16 protein-coding genes are annotated in these 17,989 nt (G+C 53.7%); 5 read left to right on the top strand and 11 right to left on the bottom strand.

The features are described 5' to 3' along the window. Positions 1–40 precede the first annotated feature (40 nt). From QGM61_RS13010 to QGM61_RS13030, 5 genes are all read right to left on the bottom strand, one after another. Complete coding sequence (locus QGM61_RS13010; protein WP_281133210.1) at positions 41–691, bottom strand: SPOR domain-containing protein; 651 nt, start codon at positions 689–691, stop codon at positions 41–43. Further along, positions 691–1,668 carry a bifunctional biotin--[acetyl-CoA-carboxylase] ligase/biotin operon repressor BirA gene (gene birA, locus QGM61_RS13015; protein ID WP_281133211.1) on the bottom strand — a complete coding sequence of 326 codons (978 nt, stop codon included), beginning with the start codon at positions 1,666–1,668 and terminating at the stop codon, positions 691–693. The genes QGM61_RS13010 and birA overlap by 1 nt, the downstream gene beginning before the upstream one ends. After that, positions 1,665–3,332, bottom strand: a complete 1,668-nt coding sequence (locus QGM61_RS13020; protein WP_281133212.1) for a redoxin domain-containing protein — start codon at positions 3,330–3,332, stop codon at positions 1,665–1,667. The genes birA and QGM61_RS13020 overlap by 4 nt, the downstream gene beginning before the upstream one ends. A 229-nt stretch (positions 3,333–3,561) precedes the next feature. Continuing rightward, positions 3,562–5,241: a carbon starvation protein A gene (locus QGM61_RS13025; protein ID WP_237134984.1), complete on the bottom strand. Its 1,680-nt coding sequence runs from the start codon at positions 5,239–5,241 to the stop codon at positions 3,562–3,564. 103 nt (positions 5,242–5,344) lie between these two features. Beyond that, positions 5,345–6,739, bottom strand: a complete 1,395-nt coding sequence (locus QGM61_RS13030; RefSeq protein ID WP_281133213.1) for a HupE/UreJ family protein — start codon at positions 6,737–6,739, stop codon at positions 5,345–5,347. A gap of 133 nt (positions 6,740–6,872) precedes the next feature. On the opposite strand from QGM61_RS13030, the gene QGM61_RS13035 reads away from it, so the two are divergent. Both QGM61_RS13035 and QGM61_RS13040 read left to right on the top strand, forming a co-directional pair. Beyond that, positions 6,873–8,057, top strand: a complete 1,185-nt coding sequence (locus QGM61_RS13035) for a hypothetical protein (protein ID WP_237134986.1) — start codon at positions 6,873–6,875, stop codon at positions 8,055–8,057. Between the two features lie 218 nt (positions 8,058–8,275). Beyond that, positions 8,276–8,836: a hypothetical protein gene (locus tag QGM61_RS13040; RefSeq protein ID WP_237134987.1), complete on the top strand. Its 561-nt coding sequence runs from the start codon at positions 8,276–8,278 to the stop codon at positions 8,834–8,836. 108 nt (positions 8,837–8,944) lie between these two features. On the opposite strand, the gene QGM61_RS13045 is transcribed toward QGM61_RS13040, so the two are convergent. The 3 genes from QGM61_RS13045 to QGM61_RS13055 all read right to left on the bottom strand — a co-directional run bounded on the left by QGM61_RS13045 (position 8,945) and on the right by QGM61_RS13055 (position 10,245). Next, positions 8,945–9,082 carry a hypothetical protein gene (locus tag QGM61_RS13045; RefSeq protein WP_237134988.1) on the bottom strand — a complete coding sequence of 46 codons (138 nt, stop codon included), beginning with the start codon at positions 9,080–9,082 and terminating at the stop codon, positions 8,945–8,947. A gap of 35 nt (positions 9,083–9,117) precedes the next feature. Then, a complete protein-coding gene (locus QGM61_RS13050) occupies positions 9,118–9,603 on the bottom strand; it encodes a DUF6644 family protein (RefSeq protein ID WP_281133214.1) in 486 nt (161 codons plus the stop codon). A gap of 84 nt (positions 9,604–9,687) precedes the next feature. Then, the gene (locus QGM61_RS13055; RefSeq protein ID WP_237134990.1) at positions 9,688–10,245 is read right to left on the bottom strand and encodes a hypothetical protein; all 558 of its coding nucleotides are present in this window, start codon (positions 10,243–10,245) and stop codon (positions 9,688–9,690) included. Positions 10,246–10,537: 292 nt separating this feature from the next. Between QGM61_RS13055 and QGM61_RS13060 the strand changes: the two genes are divergently transcribed. From QGM61_RS13060 to QGM61_RS13070, 3 genes are all read left to right on the top strand, one after another. After that, the gene (locus tag QGM61_RS13060) at positions 10,538–11,842 is read left to right on the top strand and encodes a hypothetical protein (RefSeq protein ID WP_281133215.1); all 1,305 of its coding nucleotides are present in this window, start codon (positions 10,538–10,540) and stop codon (positions 11,840–11,842) included. Between the two features lie 68 nt (positions 11,843–11,910). Further along, on the top strand, positions 11,911–13,014 hold the full coding sequence (locus QGM61_RS13065) for a peptidyl-alpha-hydroxyglycine alpha-amidating lyase family protein (RefSeq protein ID WP_281133216.1): 1,104 nt from the start codon (positions 11,911–11,913) through the stop codon (positions 13,012–13,014). A gap of 246 nt (positions 13,015–13,260) precedes the next feature. Then, positions 13,261–13,890 (top strand): hypothetical protein, encoded by a 630-nt coding sequence (locus tag QGM61_RS13070; protein ID WP_281133217.1) that lies wholly within the window; start codon positions 13,261–13,263, stop codon positions 13,888–13,890. An 11-nt stretch (positions 13,891–13,901) separates the two neighbouring features. Here the strand turns inward: QGM61_RS13070 and QGM61_RS13075 are convergent, their stop codons facing one another. The 3 genes from QGM61_RS13075 to QGM61_RS13085 all read right to left on the bottom strand — a co-directional run bounded on the left by QGM61_RS13075 (position 13,902) and on the right by QGM61_RS13085 (position 17,521). Beyond that, the gene (locus QGM61_RS13075; RefSeq protein WP_281133218.1) at positions 13,902–14,537 is read right to left on the bottom strand and encodes a 2OG-Fe(II) oxygenase; all 636 of its coding nucleotides are present in this window, start codon (positions 14,535–14,537) and stop codon (positions 13,902–13,904) included. 272 nt (positions 14,538–14,809) lie between these two features. After that, complete coding sequence (locus tag QGM61_RS13080; RefSeq protein WP_281133219.1) at positions 14,810–15,799, bottom strand: alpha/beta fold hydrolase; 990 nt, start codon at positions 15,797–15,799, stop codon at positions 14,810–14,812. A 502-nt stretch (positions 15,800–16,301) separates the two neighbouring features. Beyond that, positions 16,302–17,521, bottom strand: a protein-coding gene (locus QGM61_RS13085; RefSeq protein ID WP_411268766.1) for an IS3 family transposase whose coding sequence is annotated in 2 segments (ribosomal slippage) — positions 16,302–17,146 and positions 17,146–17,521 — 1,221 coding nt in all. Because the reading frame shifts where the segments join, the coding sequence is not laid out codon by codon here. Positions 17,522–17,989: the final 468 nt, after the last annotated feature.

The following is a 17,989-nucleotide window of genomic DNA, read 5'->3' on the forward strand; positions in this document are numbered from 1 at the left end:
TTTCCCGGGTCTCTAAAGCAGAGGCGGCATTTTATGGGAATTATTTACGATGTGCAATCGTTTCGCAGAGATTTTCTGAGATAGAAATGGCGCCGTCTGCAGCCAGAATGGGACGCCAGGATTCAAGCTGCCCTTCTGGTATATCGCTAAGCTTTGCACTCAGCCACAGAACTTCGGAGCGCCTTGTCTCTGGCTCCAGCTGCACATCGTAGCCAAGCTGAAGCAACTGATCGCGGACCCGCTCGGCATTATCGATGTTACTGAAAAGGCCGAGAGATACCGCATTATCAAGCACACCTTCTGCCACTACATACGAGTCAATATTGAGACCAGCCTCCTCAAGCCGCTGCCGGACTTCCGCCAACATCACCAGGGCGCCAGCGCGATCGGCGGCCGGCCCGAGGTATACGCGATACAGAGACTGCTCTCCAGAAACAACAGTTCCAAGCGACCAGACTGACTCATTCAGAGCCGGCAGTTCTTGCAGCAAATCTTCGTTTGAGAATGGCCCCAGCTCTGCACATCGCTCACGGCTTTCCCGGACATCCGGGGGCAGGTCCGACACCAGCTCCAGCCTGGCAGCCGACGCAGGTAAAAACTCCGACTCTTCAGACACTGACTCAGCTCGCAAGCCCAGCCACAAGCCGATCAACAGATTGATTGCCAGCAACAGAGCCAGTACCCGACGCATCAACCGGCCGCCGGTCGCAAACTGGGCATAAGCTCGCCCCCCGCCACGGTGATACGACCAACATCAGTGTCCAGCAAAAGACGTCCGGACAGATCAACACCAGCATGCCTACCCAGAGTCAGGTGCTCACCAGCACGGATTTCAACGCGCTGCCCCAGATAACAGTCTGACGCCATCCATTCTTCGCGGAAGGGTTCAAAACCCTCGCTCTCGAAATGCGCGAGCACTGCCACCCACTCGTTGATGACTTTGGCTGCCAGGTCATTGCGGCTTATTTTGCCATCTCTGTCTGAGGCAATGTCGGCAAAAGGCTGACCTATAGCAGCAGCATGCTCAGCCGGCATCGCCGCATTCAATCCGACACCCATCACTACACGGCAAGGCCCTGCGACATCGCCACTTACTTCCAGAAGGATGCCTGCCAGCTTCTTGCCATTTAGATAAACGTCATTTGGCCACTTGACGGAAATATCGCGATCGATGGCCTGCAGCGAGCGCTTGACCGCCAAAGCACAGACCAGACTGAGCCCCTCAAGTGCTGCGATACCATTTTGAAACGTCCACAACATGGACATGTAGAGGTTTCGCCCAAACGGACTCACCCACTGTCGACCCCGTCGCCCGCGGCCAGCAGCCTGATGCTCAGCCAATACCAGATAACGCTCGACACCGGTCATTGCCTTCTGCATCGCATCGGTATTTGTTGAGCCGGTAGAAAATCTGACATCGGGCGTCCCCAGCGCTGCGTGGACCTGAGGGTAAAGTCGCGCCTCGATCAGGGCGCTGTCCAACAACTCAAGACCACCCCGGATACAATATCCTTTGCCTGTAACAGCCTCAATCACAACACCCAGGTCGCGAATTGCCTGCATCTGTTTCCATACCGCAGCCCGACTGATACCCAGACGCTCACCAATTGCCTGTCCGGAGTGGTACTGCCCGTCTGCAAGGCACTCGAGAAGTGGGACGACGTTCATTTAACAGGACTCACCCGCATCCAGGTAATAAACATCTCATCCCAGACCTGATCCCCCCAGACAACGCGGTCACGGGGATCCGGATTGAGCGGATTATGAATGGAATTATCAAAGGCACCGCTGGCAACTATGCGCGTTCCAGATGGAAGAAACAGCGGCTCCTTCAGCCGATAGACCATTTGCCAATTGTGCTGAAAATTGGGAATGGACAGCAGCGACTCCGTGGTGCCATCAGGAAATTGCGCTTCAAACTTTATATGTTTACCCCGGTAGTGCATGTGCGGTGCAAAGCTATACAGATAACTGTCAGTATCGATCAGCGTTTCTGCCTGCACTGGAAACTCCCTGACGCCTGGCGGTATTTCAAATTCGCCATTCATCACTGCAGTTCTCACCAGTTCGTGAGTCGGCGGTGTGTCCCTGAAGTATATTCCCAGGCGGGACCGGTCTGTCAGTTCACGCCCAATCGTGGTGTAGTGGAACTGGATCATAAGCCGCATGTCACGCGTCAACTTGATGCCAGTATCACTATCCAGCACTACATATTCGCGCCCGGGCGCGTAGCCACCAAAATTCGTACGACTCCCTCCACGACTGGCATTCTGTCTTTGCTGCCGTTCGTCCTGGGTGTATAGCATCACATGATGAAGTGACGTCTTCGCATCTACATCAAACTCATAGGCCTGCACCCACTTATCTTCCGGCAATCCCAGCTCGATGGGAACGAACATATAGTCGAGTACGCCGGAAGCTGGTATCTGGTGTGCCGGAAAATCCACTATCAAATCAGGCTCGCCGAGCTCCCAGCTGGACTCCCTGGGCGACAGGGACAGCAATGGATCTTCGGAACCCTCATCCCGGCGGGCGCCCTCTTCAATCCAGGTAAGCATGGCGATCATCTCATCATTGGTCATATGATGGACATCCTCAAATCGCGCTGCATCCTGATAATCCACCTGACCCGGCGGCATCCGGCGTGTCAGAAGTGTCTCACGGATCATCGGACTCCAACCCTGAATCATTCGATGACTGCCCATCACCCAGGGCGCGGCGCCGTCTTCGCGATGACACTCTACGCAGCGGCGCTGAAGAATCGGGACTATGTCTTCCTCGTAGCTTATCGGCTCGCTACGCGCCTGTTCCAGCTGATCAAGCGCAAGGGTATTGCCGGTCAACGGCATCGTTTCCTGGATGAAAGGGTCACCGTTCAGCTCAGAATGGACGATGTAATGCAGGTGCGAACTCAGACCCGGCAGACTGGCCGCCAGCGCAAGCTGCATGGGATTGTCGTCGTATAGCCCGATACCGCCTCGATAGAGCTCCTGACTCATTTCGGGATCGACAACCAGCACCTCACCGGCGTGAGTAAATCCCAGCGCATCAGTGACCAGCTGCGTTTCATCCAGCAATAACGGTAAATCCGTTTCGAGCCGCTCCGCCAGATCTCTGAGCGATGCCCGAGTTTCTGTCGGATCGGCAACCAGCACATGAAATCTGACCTCATTGCCGGAGAACCGCTCATGAAGAGAAACAAGCTCAGTCAGCGCATTACGGCTTACTTCACAGTCCTTATGGTAGGTCAGCAGAACTACGATGTCGCTGTCACTGTAGCGACTCAGCTGGTGAAATCTGCCGTTTTGATCGATCAGAGAAAAGTCAGGCACACGGGAGGCCCATGCAGGGGCGCATGCCAGAAATGCCAACCAGAGGATTACCGCGAGGGTTCGGACCATTCCAACCATAATTCCATTCAATCTGCCGTTCCGGCTATCGATACGGATTATAGTCAATCAGTTTCACAACACTAATGATGCAGTGATTCACATTGCAATTATTTGTAACGATCGCTCGAATCCGACCCGCGTGGCGGGCCGGATTCGGCGATGCGGCAGCTTATTCAGCCAGCTGCGCTCGCTCCTTGCGTAGCTTGCTGACTACCGAGGCTGCTTCAAGCATTACCAGCACGCTGACCACGAGCACGATGAAGTCGAGCGTGACCAGCAGGTAATTACCAGCCTCGTAGAATTGCACCAGCTGAATCATGCCGGCCAGGAAGGAGGTAATCAGGACAAAGATCATCGGAATCAGCGTGTAATAAGCAGGGCGACCCATCTTGAGCAGCATCACTGTGATCACCAGCAATGTCAGGCTTGCCAGAATCTGGTTGGTTGCACCAAACAATGGCCAGATGATCATGCCACCCTGACCCGAGGAACCACCTGCGCCGAATGCCAGCAGCAAACACGCCAGAACTGCGACGCCCGTGGCCACCAGACCAGACTTGAACAGTGAGATTCCGTAAATGTCACCCCACTCCTGAATGATGTAACGCTGAAGTCGCACACCCGAGTCCATGGTCGTACCAGCGAACAAAGCCACCATGGTTGCGAGAAGCACCTGTGCAAAGTTCTCAGATATGCCCCACGAGCCAGAAATCAACGCCGCACCACCGGCAACGAATGCGGGCGCCCCACCATCAGAGAACTGGGTATATACCGCATGCCACTGTTCAGTGTTGGCCGCGTAAGCCACAGAACATACAGCCACGATGGTGATCAGCGCCAGGGAACCCTCGCCAATCGCGCCCAGATAACCAACGAATCGCGCGTCGGTCTCTTTGTCCAGCTGCTTGGAGCTGGTGCCCGAGGCCACGATTCCGTGGAAGCCAGAGATCGCACCACAGGCGATGGTCACAAACAGAAGCGGGAATATGCTCGGTGTACCCTCAGCCACCTGCGAATTGAACGCGGGCGCCACCATCTCCGGCATAGAAAGGAATACTGCACCGTAGAGCAGAGCCAGGCCCACAATCAGCTGCATACCGTTGATGAAATCGCGCGGCTGCAGCAGCATCCATACCGGCAGCATTGATGCGACGGCTGCGTAAATAAACAGAATGATGATCCAGTTGGCGCTGGCTGTCAGACCAAACATGGTTTCCGGCAGCGACCATTCAATGAAGGTACCCGCCCAGATGGACAGATAAAGAATCACAACACCCACTGCGGTCAGCAGCATCAGGCTGTAGTTGCGACGTAGCAGCTGGCCAATAATCAGTGCTACCACAATCGCCATCCAGGCAGGGAACACTGATCCGGGGGTGTTCACAAAGCCGGTAGCAATGACAACACCAAATACAGCGTTGACCATCAACAGGAGCAGGAAGATTACAATCAGGAACAGTGAGCGTGTGCGCTTGCCGATCACATTCTCGGACAGCGCGCCGATTGATTTGCCTTTGTTGCGTGTACTCGCCCACAGCGCGCCCATATCATGAACGCCGGCAAAGAAAATGGTGCCGAAGGTAACCCACAACAGTGCCGGAACCCAGCCCCAGTATACGGCGATGGCAGGACCAACAATGGGCGCCGCTCCAGCAACTGACGTGAAATGGTGACCCCACAGTACGTATTTGTTGGTGGGAACGTAGTCCACACCATCATTGAGCTCGTGTGCTGGGGTCTGGAAATTCGGATCCAGACGGTAGATCTTTTCCGCGATAAACCGGGAGTATACAAACCAGCCAAACGCCAGCCCCGCTATCCCGAACAATACAATTCCGATCCCGCTCATACTACTAACTCCCGATTTATTATTATCAAGACAAACCTTGCAGGCGCTTGAGGCAGCGCCGAATCATAGCAAGTTTCGTTTGAGACACACAACCAAGGCGACTCTAGCCTACAATTCGTGACTCACCCATTTCCTGCTTGTCGCCCGCATCCACGAAGCGCGAGAAAAAGCCCCGCATTGCCCACAGAACCGCCAGTGAAAGGGCTAGCAGAGCCAGCCACTGCAATACACCCACAAAGAAATATCGATCAAGCGCAGGCATGTTCAGCTGGTAGGCGAAGAAGCCGGCAAAGCGCTCCTCCATCCAGTGCCACGCCCAATGTGCCAGTATTGCTGACAGCAAAATAACACCGGCGCGTTCCGGCAATACATACTTGAAAAGCAGATGAACAACAGGAACAGCAATCAGCAACACCAGGATCTGCCCCAGCTCCACACCTATATTGAAAGCCAGCAGTGACGCCAGCAAATGGGAGCCGGCGAACTGCATGCTCTCTGTCAGCAGGAAAGAGAATCCAAACCCATGGATCAGACCAAAGCCGAACGTCACAATCCAGCGATGCTGCTGCCGAACACCAATGATGTTTTCGAAAGCCATGTACACAATGGACAGTGCAATCAGCGACTCAATCAGCGCCGGAAACCAGATTGCAGACGGGACCCACCCTAGCGCAGATGCTATCAGGGTGATCGAATGCGCTATTGTGAATGAGGTTACCACCGGGATCAGCGCTCTGATGCGGCGCAGCGGTATGATCAGACAGAACAGAAACAGCAGATGATCTGTACCTTCAAGAATATGGTCAAAACCAAGTGCGATGAAGTTGAACGTCGCCTGATACCAGCGCGGATCCAGATAGACGCGCCCCGGGTTGCCTATATAGCTGAATGAGCGCTCAGCACCGTCATCAAGGACGTAGCGCAGTACCGTAGTAGTTTCCAGCCCAAGGCCGCCCAGTCGCGCGTCGATCGAAAAGCGTGAATCCTCAGACTCAATGGGATAGGACGCGAGCACATCCAGGAAGCCCTGGCGATAATAAAGGTCGACACTGTCATCAAGCGGGGCTGATTGAACCGCCTGCATGGCAGTCGGGTAATCTACGAAATTACGATTGGATGGCAGGGAGATTCGCACAGCGTCCAGACGCGGATTTTCCAGCAGCCGGTCACCCTCAAACATCTGTATAGACTGCAACAGCTGGTTGTAGGCAGCATCCTCCATGGCGCCCCTGGCCTGTGAAAAGATCACATAGCCTATCTCGCCACGCAGCGGAAACTGTGCTTCCAGCAGGGCATCCATGGGCACCCGCATCAGCAGGTTGAGCCGGTCGCCCTCTGCCTTGACGTAAGCCTGAACGGCAACGCGACTTGGAATTTCATCAGCCTGAGCCCCAGCGCTGCAAATCAGCGCCATCAACACCAGCCAGTGCCACCTGAATAATCGCGGCATTCTCCCCAGGAATTCCGCCAGAACTCCCCTCATCTTATTATTCTGCATATCTACCTCAGCCCAAGCTACGACAGCGGATCACTTTTTTGGACACGTGAGTATACTGAGCATTGATTACTGAGTATACTCTGGGCACAACAAGATCAACATGCCCGGAAACCAACCTGGAGGGAGCTACATAATGACAAAAAGAATCAAACTGGCTGTTGGCGCAAGTCTTACGCTGGCAGTCGCTGCGATGGGAGCCCAATGGCTCACCGAAGAACCCGCCGTGGCGCAGTCCGGCGCGATGGTCGAGACCCCCACTTTTGAAGTGGACCCGTTCTGGCCAAAACCTCTGCCGAACAACTGGATCATTGGCCGCTCTATTGGCGTTGAAGTGGATGATCGTGACCATGTATTCATGGTTCACCGCGATCAGGACTCCATGTTCGGCGGCATCACCGAAATCGGCTTGAAAATGGGCGTCAGCGAATGCTGCACCCCTGCACCACCCATTCTTGAATTTGACCCCGAAGGCAACCTGGTAAACGCGTGGGGCGGCCCCGGTGACGGATTCACCTGGCCAGCGTCCAACCACGGCATCGCAGTGGCACCCAACGGTAATGTCTGGATCGGCGGCAATGGCGGCGGCGACGCGCACGTACTGGTATTCACTGGTGACGGTCAGTTCGTTGCCGAATATGGTATTCCTGGCAGCGAGCCAGACAGCAACAGCACTGAATTCTTCGGCCAGGTTGCTGAGATCGAGATCGACGGTGAAGCGAACGAGGTTTACCTCGCTGACGGTTATCGTCACAAGCGGGTTGCTGTTATCGACCTGAACACCGGCGCATTCAAGCGCTACTGGGGTGCCTACGGCAACCGTCCGGAAGACGTCCGTGTTGACTACGCTCCCGGCGATCGTCCGCAGCAGTTCCGTGGCCCGGTTCACTGCGCCATCCCGTCGAACGACGGACTGGTCTACGTGTGTGACCGTGGTTCTGACCGCATCCAGGTGTTCCGCGAAGACGGCACTTATGTTCGCGAAGTTTACATCGCTCCAGAGACACTGGCTCAGGGCTCTACCTGGGACATCGATTTCTCGAACGATCCAGAGCAGAAGTACATCTACCTGGCTGATGGCCAGAACTTCAAAATCTACGTGATTGACCGTGAGTCGCTGGAAGTACTGATCAGCTTTGGTGGCGGTGGCCGTCAGCCTGGCCAGTTCTATGCGCCACACAGCATCGCGACTGACTCGCAGAACAACCTCTATACAACTGAAACCTACGAAGGCAAGCGTATTCAGAAGTTCGTCTTCAAAGGCATGAAGTCTGTACCATCAGGCCACCAGGGTGTGCCATGGCCAGAAGGTACTCTGTAAGTCTGAGACAGCTGCCCGGAAGACAGACTCTGTCAGCCAGGTAAGCTTGAACGACTTAAGAGCACTCACAAGGGCCGCGCGCTTCACCGCCGCGGCCCTTTTGTTTGTCAGGTCAGGTTCGCCAATGTGCTTTATCTTAGCCATCCAACTGATTACACTGGTTTAAAACCAACAACAAGTTGCACTACAGCCATCTTGAGAAGTGAGGGAGTTTTACTGTGAAGTTACGTACTTTATGCGCGCTTACTGTGACTGGCGCCATGCTGCTGGCATGTCAGGCGCTGGCAGGCGAAGAAGTTACCGTTGATTATCAATATAAAGGCGACACGGGTGTCAGCCTGGCGTCCATGTTCGGCGGCCCGATTAGCGTCAGCGAGTTCACTGATGCCCGCGACATTGCAGACAAGCAAGACATAGCTCGCCCCGGCCAGGATAATGTAACGCTGTCCGAACAGACGCCTGCAGCATTGATCCAACAGACATTCAATCAGGCACTTGCCGCCTCAGAAGCCAATCTGACAGAAGATGAAGGCAATCTGCGGCTGCAGGGTGAACTGCTGGAAATGCAGATTGAAGAAACTGCGGATGGTCTGCAGGTACTGATTCGCTGCCAGCTCAGCCTGAACAACCAGGGCCGCAATGCCTGGCAGGCCTCCGTCTTTAGCCGGGTGGACTCGGAAGGCGATGACATCAGCGCAGCCATCGGCAAAGGTCTGGACCGACTGGTATCGGAACTGTTTATGGACGACTACTTCCTGATGGAGCTGGGAATCTTTTAAACCTGAAAATACTATAAAAACAAAAGCGGCGATCATTGGAAAATACCCAATTGATCGCCGCTTTTTACCCCTGCAGCTTTTACCTCAAGGGTTTTGCCCGTCTGTTACCTAGCCGTATGCCATCTCCAGCAGCTCCATGACGTTCTGAACCTGAAGCCCCCAATAGACAATACCGGCACCGATAATAAACACGGAACTGGCGACTGCAATCTTTTCAATTGTGCTCAGCTTTGCTGGCTCTGTCATAACTTTACTCCCAATTCTTTTCCGAAATGCCGCAATCAGGAAAAACCGATCCAGCGGCCTGTTGCTGCAACGCTGACCCAAACCAGAATGGACGCGACAGCCACGAGCTTGAGCACCCAGGGATTGATCTGTGAGTGGTCACCTCTAAGAAGCGGACGGCGCACCAGAAATACAAACAACACACCAGCGATCAGTGCATACATCTTCGCCCAATAGGCGGCGTTGTAATACAGCTTGATAGCGATCGCCGCAGCCATGAACACACCACTGGCAATGATCGTGAACAGGGCAATCTTGAACCATTTGTGAGCCTGTTCCGCGACTACCTCAGATGGCACATCTCGCAGCACCCACCCTAACAGTCGAAAATCACTGACCAGCACTGCCCCGCCCAGCACAGCCAGCGAGATCAGATGCACGGACTGACCCAGCGTCGCGTAGATGCCACCATATGTCTTGCCAATATATCCGAGGAAGGATGACTCGGCCCATTCAAAGAATCCTAGTGGTAAAAGTTCCATCGGGTACTCCTGTCTCTCGCAAGCCGACTGCTATGCGTCGGCGTCAGTTAACTCTCATTCCGCAACCGCGGCTGAACCCATTGTTCAGTCAGCCACGCAACCGGCAGCCCATGCCATCGCTGCTGGCAGGTCCCGATAGCAATGAAACCAGTCATAGGCAATCAGTCGCCCCGTTGTTACAACTCCAGCCCACAGACCCAGCGACAAAGCCGCACCAAGGCGCAAATGCGCGGGTGCTTTGGGTTCCATGTCCCATGATCCGGCAGATGACATCATACGCTTGTGGAATAACAGAGCATTCACGAATGCACCCAGCAGGAGGACCATCTTGATACGGAACCAGATGCTCTGAATGGTGTAAGTTGGTTTGGCGTAGAACAGCAGAATGCCGGTAATGAACATAATCACGAAGCCAATCATCATGGCTGTATTCAAACGCTGGGCAATCTTCACGGCTGACACTTGCGGCATGACCCATCCGAGCATGCGCAGATCGATGAAAATCAGCATACCGAGGCTGAGCATGACTGTCAGAACATGCGTCGTTTCAATCCAGTTATAAAGATAGAACGACTCTTCTATCGCACGGCTCCATGGCGTTGCATATAGCCACTCTGCGAATTGATATAGCAATTCGTTCATTATGCTGCTGACCTCCCACTGTGAACCCTCCGGCACGTTTACCGGTCGTTCGCTCCGTATATAGTGCCGCGAAGAATAGCGCAGCTACCCACGCAAATCCAGCGATCGGATTGATCCAAATCAGACGGCGAGATTAACACACCGAATTAAATTGAATGAGTCCATTCATCGCGTAAATTCCAGCATTCATACGATATTCCTGATGCTATTGGACATACACCGTAGTCAGCGGTTTAATATCGGCTCTCAAGTCCAGAAACCAGCTATCCAGGAACCTGGAGCCGGCCCATTTATGCCAAGCAGCATCGACAACAACACAGCAACAGCAGCCCTGCGAGAGGCCCGCGACAAAGTTGTCGCCAGCGGCGTACTCGGGCGCTCTCCAGTCTATACGCAACTGCTGGATTACCTTATTGACTGCTCTGAAAACTCCCGCCAGCCCAAGGAGTTTGACATTGCCGTCGACGTGCTCGGCAGGGATGGCAGCTTCGATGTAGCCCGGGACTCGGTTGTGCGCGTTTATATTCATAAACTGCGAACTCGACTCGAAAAATACTACCTGACCATTGCCCCCGATGCAGACCCTAAACTGCGCATCCCTAAAGGACAATACATGGTAGTAACCACCAGCCAACCAGATGACCACGGGGCAGTGGCTGACGGCCTGCCTCAGCCAGTTCACAAACGCAGACTGACTGCCATAAACCTTGCCTGGGGACTCCTGGTTGTTGCATTGCTGCTGGCGAATGTCTGGCAATGGCTGGATAGAACCCGGCCGTCTGCCTCTGATTCTGTCACTGCCGTGCTGGGCTCCAAACCCTGGGCGGCCATGATGGATGATGAGATCCCAATTCTCGTCATTATGGGCGACTACTATATCTTTGGTGAGCTGGACGAGCAGGGTCGCATTGCACGCATGGTGCGGGATTTCTACATCAACTCGCGCGAGGATCTGGTCACCCTGTTCATGCAGAACAGTAAGCTTCAGAGTTACTTCCGCGACCTCGACATGACCTACATGCCAGAAGGCAGCGCCTCAGCCCTGTTGAATATAGGCCCCGTTGTTCAGGCGTCGGGCAAGCGCCATCAAATCAAGATGATGTCGCGCGTCACCACCGCAGATCTGCGCAACAACCACATCATATATATCGGCTACATCAGCGCCATGGACAAACTTAACAATCTTTACTTCACGGCATCTGGCCTTTTACCTGGCGATACCTTCGACGAGTTGTATGAAAAGAGTACCGGACGCCTGCACCGGAGCACAGCTGGTCTGCCAGAACAGGGCGAGCCCTTCAGGGATCTGGGCCTGGTGTCCTCATGGCCCGCCGCCAGTGGCAATCAGTTTCTGCTGGTTACAGGGACCCGTGATGCTGGCCTTATGCATGCCGCCGCCGTCGTAACTGACCCTGGCCGGCTTACCAGCCTGAACTCTAACAGCGCAACAGATCAGCCTGCCACAGGCCTGGAGACCCTGTTCGAGGTCTATGGCATCGACAAGACGAACTTTGATGCCACTCGCGTTTACCAGCAGCCACTGCAGCCCAGTCAGATCTGGCCTCAGGAGGAACCGGTAACGTCCGGTAATCATTGAGTTAGCGTAACAGGTAGTTTATGCTGATCGGCCCCATAACAGTTATCAGAAGGGAGATCACTCCACACATGTCATACATCAGTCAGAGCAATAGCAATAAGCCATTGAAGGCCGTCCTGCTGACCATTACAGCAGCATTCGGCGCCATGTCCATCGCTGCCAGCGCGCAGACCGACTACAGCAATCCGGATATGGATCCAGTCAATGACCTGCCAAACCCCTACCAGACCGTGGAAAACTATCTGAAGCTTCCTGCTGGTCGCGAATGGGGTTCAACCAGTGCCGTTCACATCGATGTTGATGGTGAAAGCATCTGGGTCGCAGAACGCTGCAGCGGCAACGTTGGCGCTTGTGTCCAGAACTCAAATCTGGATCCAGTCATGAAGTTCGACGCCGATGGCAACATGGTTACCAGTTTTGGCGCCGGCATGATCACATGGCCTCACGGTATCGAGGTTGATCCACAGGGCAACGTCTGGGTAACTGATGCGCGCGACAACCGCGGCGACGGTGTAGAAGAAACTGAAGTCTACGGTCACCAGGTACACAAATTCAGCCCTGATGGTCATCACCTGATGACTCTGGGCATGCCCGGTGGTGGCCGTGACCCTAACTATCTGTTCCAGCCCAATGATGTGCTGGTAGCTCCAGATGGCCATATTTTTGTGGCCGAAGGGCACTCTAACGCGGAAGGCTCAACGGCGCGTATTCTGAAATTCAGCCCTTCCGGTGATCTGGTCATGACCTGGGGTTCCTACGGCACAGGCCCCGAGAACTTCATGCAGCCCCACGCGCTGGCACTGGACTCGCAGGGCCGCCTGTTTATCTCTGATCGCAGCAATAACCGCATTCAGATCTATACACAGGATGGTGAATTGCTGGACACCTGGTACCAGTTCAGCCGCAACAGTGGCCTGTTCATCGACGAGAATGACGTACTGTACGCCGCAGACTCCGAGTCAGGCTCAGTTGCGCCACAGTGGGGACACTGGACTCGTGGTATCCGTGTCGGCAGCGCACGTACCGGTGAAGTTCATTATCTGATCCCGGATCCGCAACCTGATTGCCGTGGTACCTGTACGGCTGAAGGTGTAACTGTAGACCGCAATGGTGTGATCTACGGTGCAGAAGTTGGCCCAGTCGGCGGCATCAAGCGCTACGTCCGTCAGTAAAACTTCCTGCTGCGCCCCTTAGGTGCAGTTGAATGAAAAGGGGGAGGCCCAGTAAAAGGCCTCCCCTTTTTTTTACTGAATGCCACACATTTTTAGTCAATCCCGCCAATACCAGACTGAGCACAACTTTCCATCCTGTTGTTAATAAAGAATATTTTTGATTGGCACAACTATTGCTATTCCTATTGCAACGCGCAATTACTTGCGTAACCAATACAAAAAGTAACTACTGGGCAGGAGTAAGGGATGATCAACGTAAAAACTTTGGGCACTGTTTTATTATTGGCATTTTCCATAAGTGTGGCATGCGCCGATGAAGTTCGCCGCCACACGTTCGACAGCGACGAGATTGATCGACTGGACATCGACACCAATGTGGGAACCTTGCTGATCGAACATTCTGACTCGGGATCTATCGAAGTCGAAGTCGTCATCAAAGCCGAAGATGGCCGCTGGAGCCTGAGCTGGTTTGACGACGAACCTGATTTGAGCAAGATAGATATAGAAAGCCGTATCCACGCGGGCGAGCTGAACCTTGGACTGGACGCCGACGACGTGTCCGCAGACTGGGTAATTCGCATCCCGGATCTCGATCGCATTTCGATTGAACTTGCCGTCGGTACCGTAGAAATTGTCGACATAAACAGCGAGTTCGATATTCAGGTGGGTGTTGGCACGATTGATATCGAGACCTCACGAGCATCAACTGGTCGCATCACCGCCAGCGCCGGCGTCGGTGATACTCGGGTAAGAGGAGCATCTGACACTGAGAGTCAGCGCGTGCTCGTCAGCAGCGATACCAGTGGCTCCGGCGACGGTGACATGGATCTGAGTGCAGATGTCGGGGTAGGTGACGTGCGAATCGCACTGCGTTGAGCCCAAGCAGCTCAGGTTCGAAACCACCCGCTGACACTGATTCGAGGCGAGCCTGCAAATGGCGCGACACACCCGACTGAATGCAATTGTGGCACCTTGAATACGTTCAAGGCATTCAGTCGGGGCATGTACCCCTCTGCAATATGTCCGTCCCCATCCACGAAATTCAAAGCCCCGCCCCAATCAGGGCGCCAGTTGTCTGTTAATCCCAGTACGTAGGCCGCAACGCGATTTTTGCCCGGAACATGATCATCATGGCAAGTCAGAAAGTGCCCCGGCTGATATCGGGTCAGTTGGGCGTCTACCAGCCTGATGTCAGCATTTCCGGTAAGCTCCCGCGCAAAGGAAAGAAACCGCTCTGAGTTGAGAAATTCATAAACGCGCATCACGTAGTGTTGTTTAAAGTATCCTGACTCATACATGTCAGACACTGGAAAGTTCTCGAACAGGTACTGAAAGTTGCTTCTGGCATTTGCATGAATTGCGTCAGTCAGTGACTTTTTACCTGAGTCAGGCAGGGCTTCAAACTGCGCAGGCTCCAGGTCATAGACATTGCCACTGCTGTTGAAGTGCAGTTTCCAGGGAATATCCTGACTCAAACTTTCGACAAGCTGTTTGACACTCTGCGAACTCAGGATGTCGGGCATGTGGACACGCCCTAGCTTGCGATAAACTGACGCAGCCGTGCTAACATCAACGCTACTGGAAAGCTTTACGGGTATCGATTTATCAGTGTTTTTTGCCATGTGTGAGCTATTTCCCTGTGAGTGACTGCAGCACGATTCTACGACAATCAAGCCACCCGATCTTTATCAACAAAGATTAATTCGACTCGCGTCGGATTGGAAATGCTTAGCGTGCGCCAGATTGTGCTTCGGTACGAGAGCAATACCAAAATTCCAGCGCGCGTCTTTCAGGACTAACGAGCAAGAAAGCGGACAAGTTCACGGTTCAGCGTGTCGGGTGCTTCAAGGTGTGGATTATGCCCCACACCAGGTATCAGGTGAGCCTCTCCATTCGGGAGAATAGACGCCGCATTTCTAACGGCTTCCGGGAACCCTGCACCATCTTCCTCCCCCCCTATCACCAGAGCCCTGGCCTTAATGAGTGGCCAGTCACCAGCCATGCTGTCGCCAGTGCGGTTGGCTGCCAGTATGGCATTCTTGAGCGGGCCTCCTTCGCTGATATCATTGCCAAACCGTATACGGACATGTTCCAGGAATTCTGGCTTCCATTCGACGACTCGACGGGTTTCAGTACGCAGATGACGTTCATAAACGGCTTGGCGATCTGTTTCTGGTGTGTGGTCAGGCGCAAGTACGTCCCCTGTCACCGGTGACATCGGGGCCGGACCGCTCCTACCGGACAAACCGATGGGGTTTACCATTACCAGGTGCGTTGTGCGTTCTGGATATAAACGCGCGAAGCGAGAAACCATCTGTCCACCCATTGAGTGCCCTATCACTGCCGCCTGCTCAATGCCCAGGTGATCCATGACAGCGGCCATGTTCTCTGCGTGCAGATGCCAACTATAAGGAATCAGTGGTTTTGATGACTTGCCCCAACCAAGTCTGTCTTCGGCAATGACTCGATACCCTTCATCTGCCAGTGCTGCTATTGTTTCGCCCCAATACCAGCCGTAGTAGCTCATTCCATGAGTCAGGTAGACAGTGCGGCCATTTGCCGGGCCGGTTGGCATGACATCCATGTATGCAATCCGAACACGCTCGCCCTCAAGCTCTCTTTCCAGATATTGAACGGGATGGGGATAGTCGACTTCATTGAGATCGATCGAAACTGGGCCCCAGTGTTCTGGAGGCGAAGCTGGTGGTTGAGTCTGAGCAAGAGCAGCTGTGGCTGCACCTACGATCAGAAAGGCCAGAGCTGATAGAGTAAAGGCAACACGCATGAGACTTGTCTCCAATTGTTTTTGTGTACGCGTCTTTCCGGGATCAGTGCACTCAGACGGCCTGGCGGGCAGTCATCAGATCGACGGAGCAGGAATCAGGACTGTCTCAAGCGTCATAGCCTGTGTCAAGAAAGGCCAGAGCTAAAAGCGAGCGCAATAAAAAAAGGGTCACCCCAGATGGGGTGACCCTTTTTGATTTTAATGCCTGACAAAACGGCAGGACTGCCGTTTTGGACGCCGTTCACGGCGCCCCGCAGGGGTGAGGCCCAGGGATGGGCCGAATCACTAAATGCCAGCAGCTCGCAGCATGCCTGACGATGGCCCGGCCCCGCATCACAGATGCGGGTCGTTCGCTTCACTAAGCAAGCACTGCTTGCTTTGCCCTTTGGGCATCGTGGCTCACCCTACTCCACATGGGGAACCCCATGTGAGAGCAGCCTATTCAGCAACGCCTTGTCCCGTCCTAGAATAAGTTGACGGTTTTTAGTTTAAAGCGGCTGCCCTAGGCAGCCGCTTTGCTATGCACCTCTTCCGGCGTCTTCATGCCGAGGCTTAGATGCGGCCTCATTTGGTTGTAGATCATTATCGATTCACCAATTAAAACCTTCAGCTCCGCGAAGGTTTTACAGCGATACAGAAGAAACTCCTGTTTCAATATTCCATTGACTCTCTCCGCCAGCGCATTCTGATAACAATCATAGCCATCTGTCATCGACGGCACCATCCTGTTTAGCTTCAGCGCCCCCTGGTACAGCGATGAACAATACTGCACGCCTCTATCAGAGTGGTGAATTACCGATTCGGTGTGGTGACACGCCCGTGCTGCCTGATGAAGGGCTTTTACAACATTCTCTGCCTTCATATCCCGACTCAGCTCATGCCCCATTATTTTGCGGCTACTCGCATCAGTGACCAGCGAGAGGTAATGAACACCTTCATCACTTTCAACGTAGGTAATATCGCTTACCAAGACCTGTTCGGGTTTATCAATCTCAAGTCCCTTCAACAGATTTGGGTATTTCTTCATCCAGTGTTTGCTATCTGTCGTTTTGATATAGCTTTTACGAGGTTTCACCAGCATTTGCTGATCTCGCAGATGGGTAAACAATCCGTCTCTACCCAGCTTTATCCCTAACTCGAGCAGTTGAGGTTTGATCAATTGGTAAAGCTTGCGAGTGCCCACGCGGGGCATAAACCTTCGTAGCTCCATGACCATGTTTGTCACTGGAACCCGTTCTGATGCCCGCCGCTTCTGGCGTTGCTCACTTTGATAAATTGCTTGACGACTAATGCCAAGAAGCCTGCTCGATTGACTCAGGCTTACTTTACCTTGCTGTTGGAGGCTTCTAGCTCCTTGGCAATAAGCTTTTTTCTCAATCCTGCCCCGTGCTCAGCATCCAGAATATCCACCACTTCGTTCAACAGCAGGTTTCTGGCTCGCTCATCATCAAGCTCTTTCTCCAAGCGCTTAATCTTCTGGGCGGGTGACTCTTTGGCTTTGGGTGATGTAGACATAATGTGAAGAGTTGGCTGCGACCAGTCCATCTTACCGTGCTTTCTCAGCCAGGTCAGCACTGTCGATCGGCCCTGGATACCATAGATGTTCTGGGCTTGCGTATAGGTCATATCGCCTTTTTCAACCGCAGAAACTACCTGCAATTTAAAGCCCAGCGTGTAATCACGTTGAGTGCGTTTGCGGTACGTAGTTCGTGGCCTGTCCATAATAGATCCTCTAGGTGTAAACCTATTTCAGGACGGGACACCTAAAATAAAAAAAGGGTCACCCCAGACGGGGTGACCCTTTTTGATTTTAATGCCTGACAAAACGGCAGGACTGCCGTTTTGGACGCCGCTCACGGCGCCCCGCAGGGGTGAGGCCCATGGATGGGCCGAATCACTAAATGCCAGCAGCTCGCAGCATGCCTGACGATGGCCCGGCCCCGCATCACAGATGCGGGTCGTTCGCTCACTAAGCAAGCAGTGCTTGCTTTGCCCTTTGGGCATCGTGGCTCACCCTACTCCACATGGGGAACCCCATGTGAGAGCAGCCTATTCAGCAAAGCTTAAAATAAAAAAAGGGTCACCCCAGACGGGGTGACCCTTTTTGATTTTAATGCCTGACGATGTCCTACTCTCACATGGGGAGGCCCCACACTACCATCGGCGCTGAGCGGTTTCACTTCTGAGTTC

This window comes from Pseudohongiella sp. SYSU M77423 (assembly GCF_029911965.1).
Classification (GTDB): domain Bacteria; phylum Pseudomonadota; class Gammaproteobacteria; order Pseudomonadales; family Pseudohongiellaceae; genus Pseudohongiella.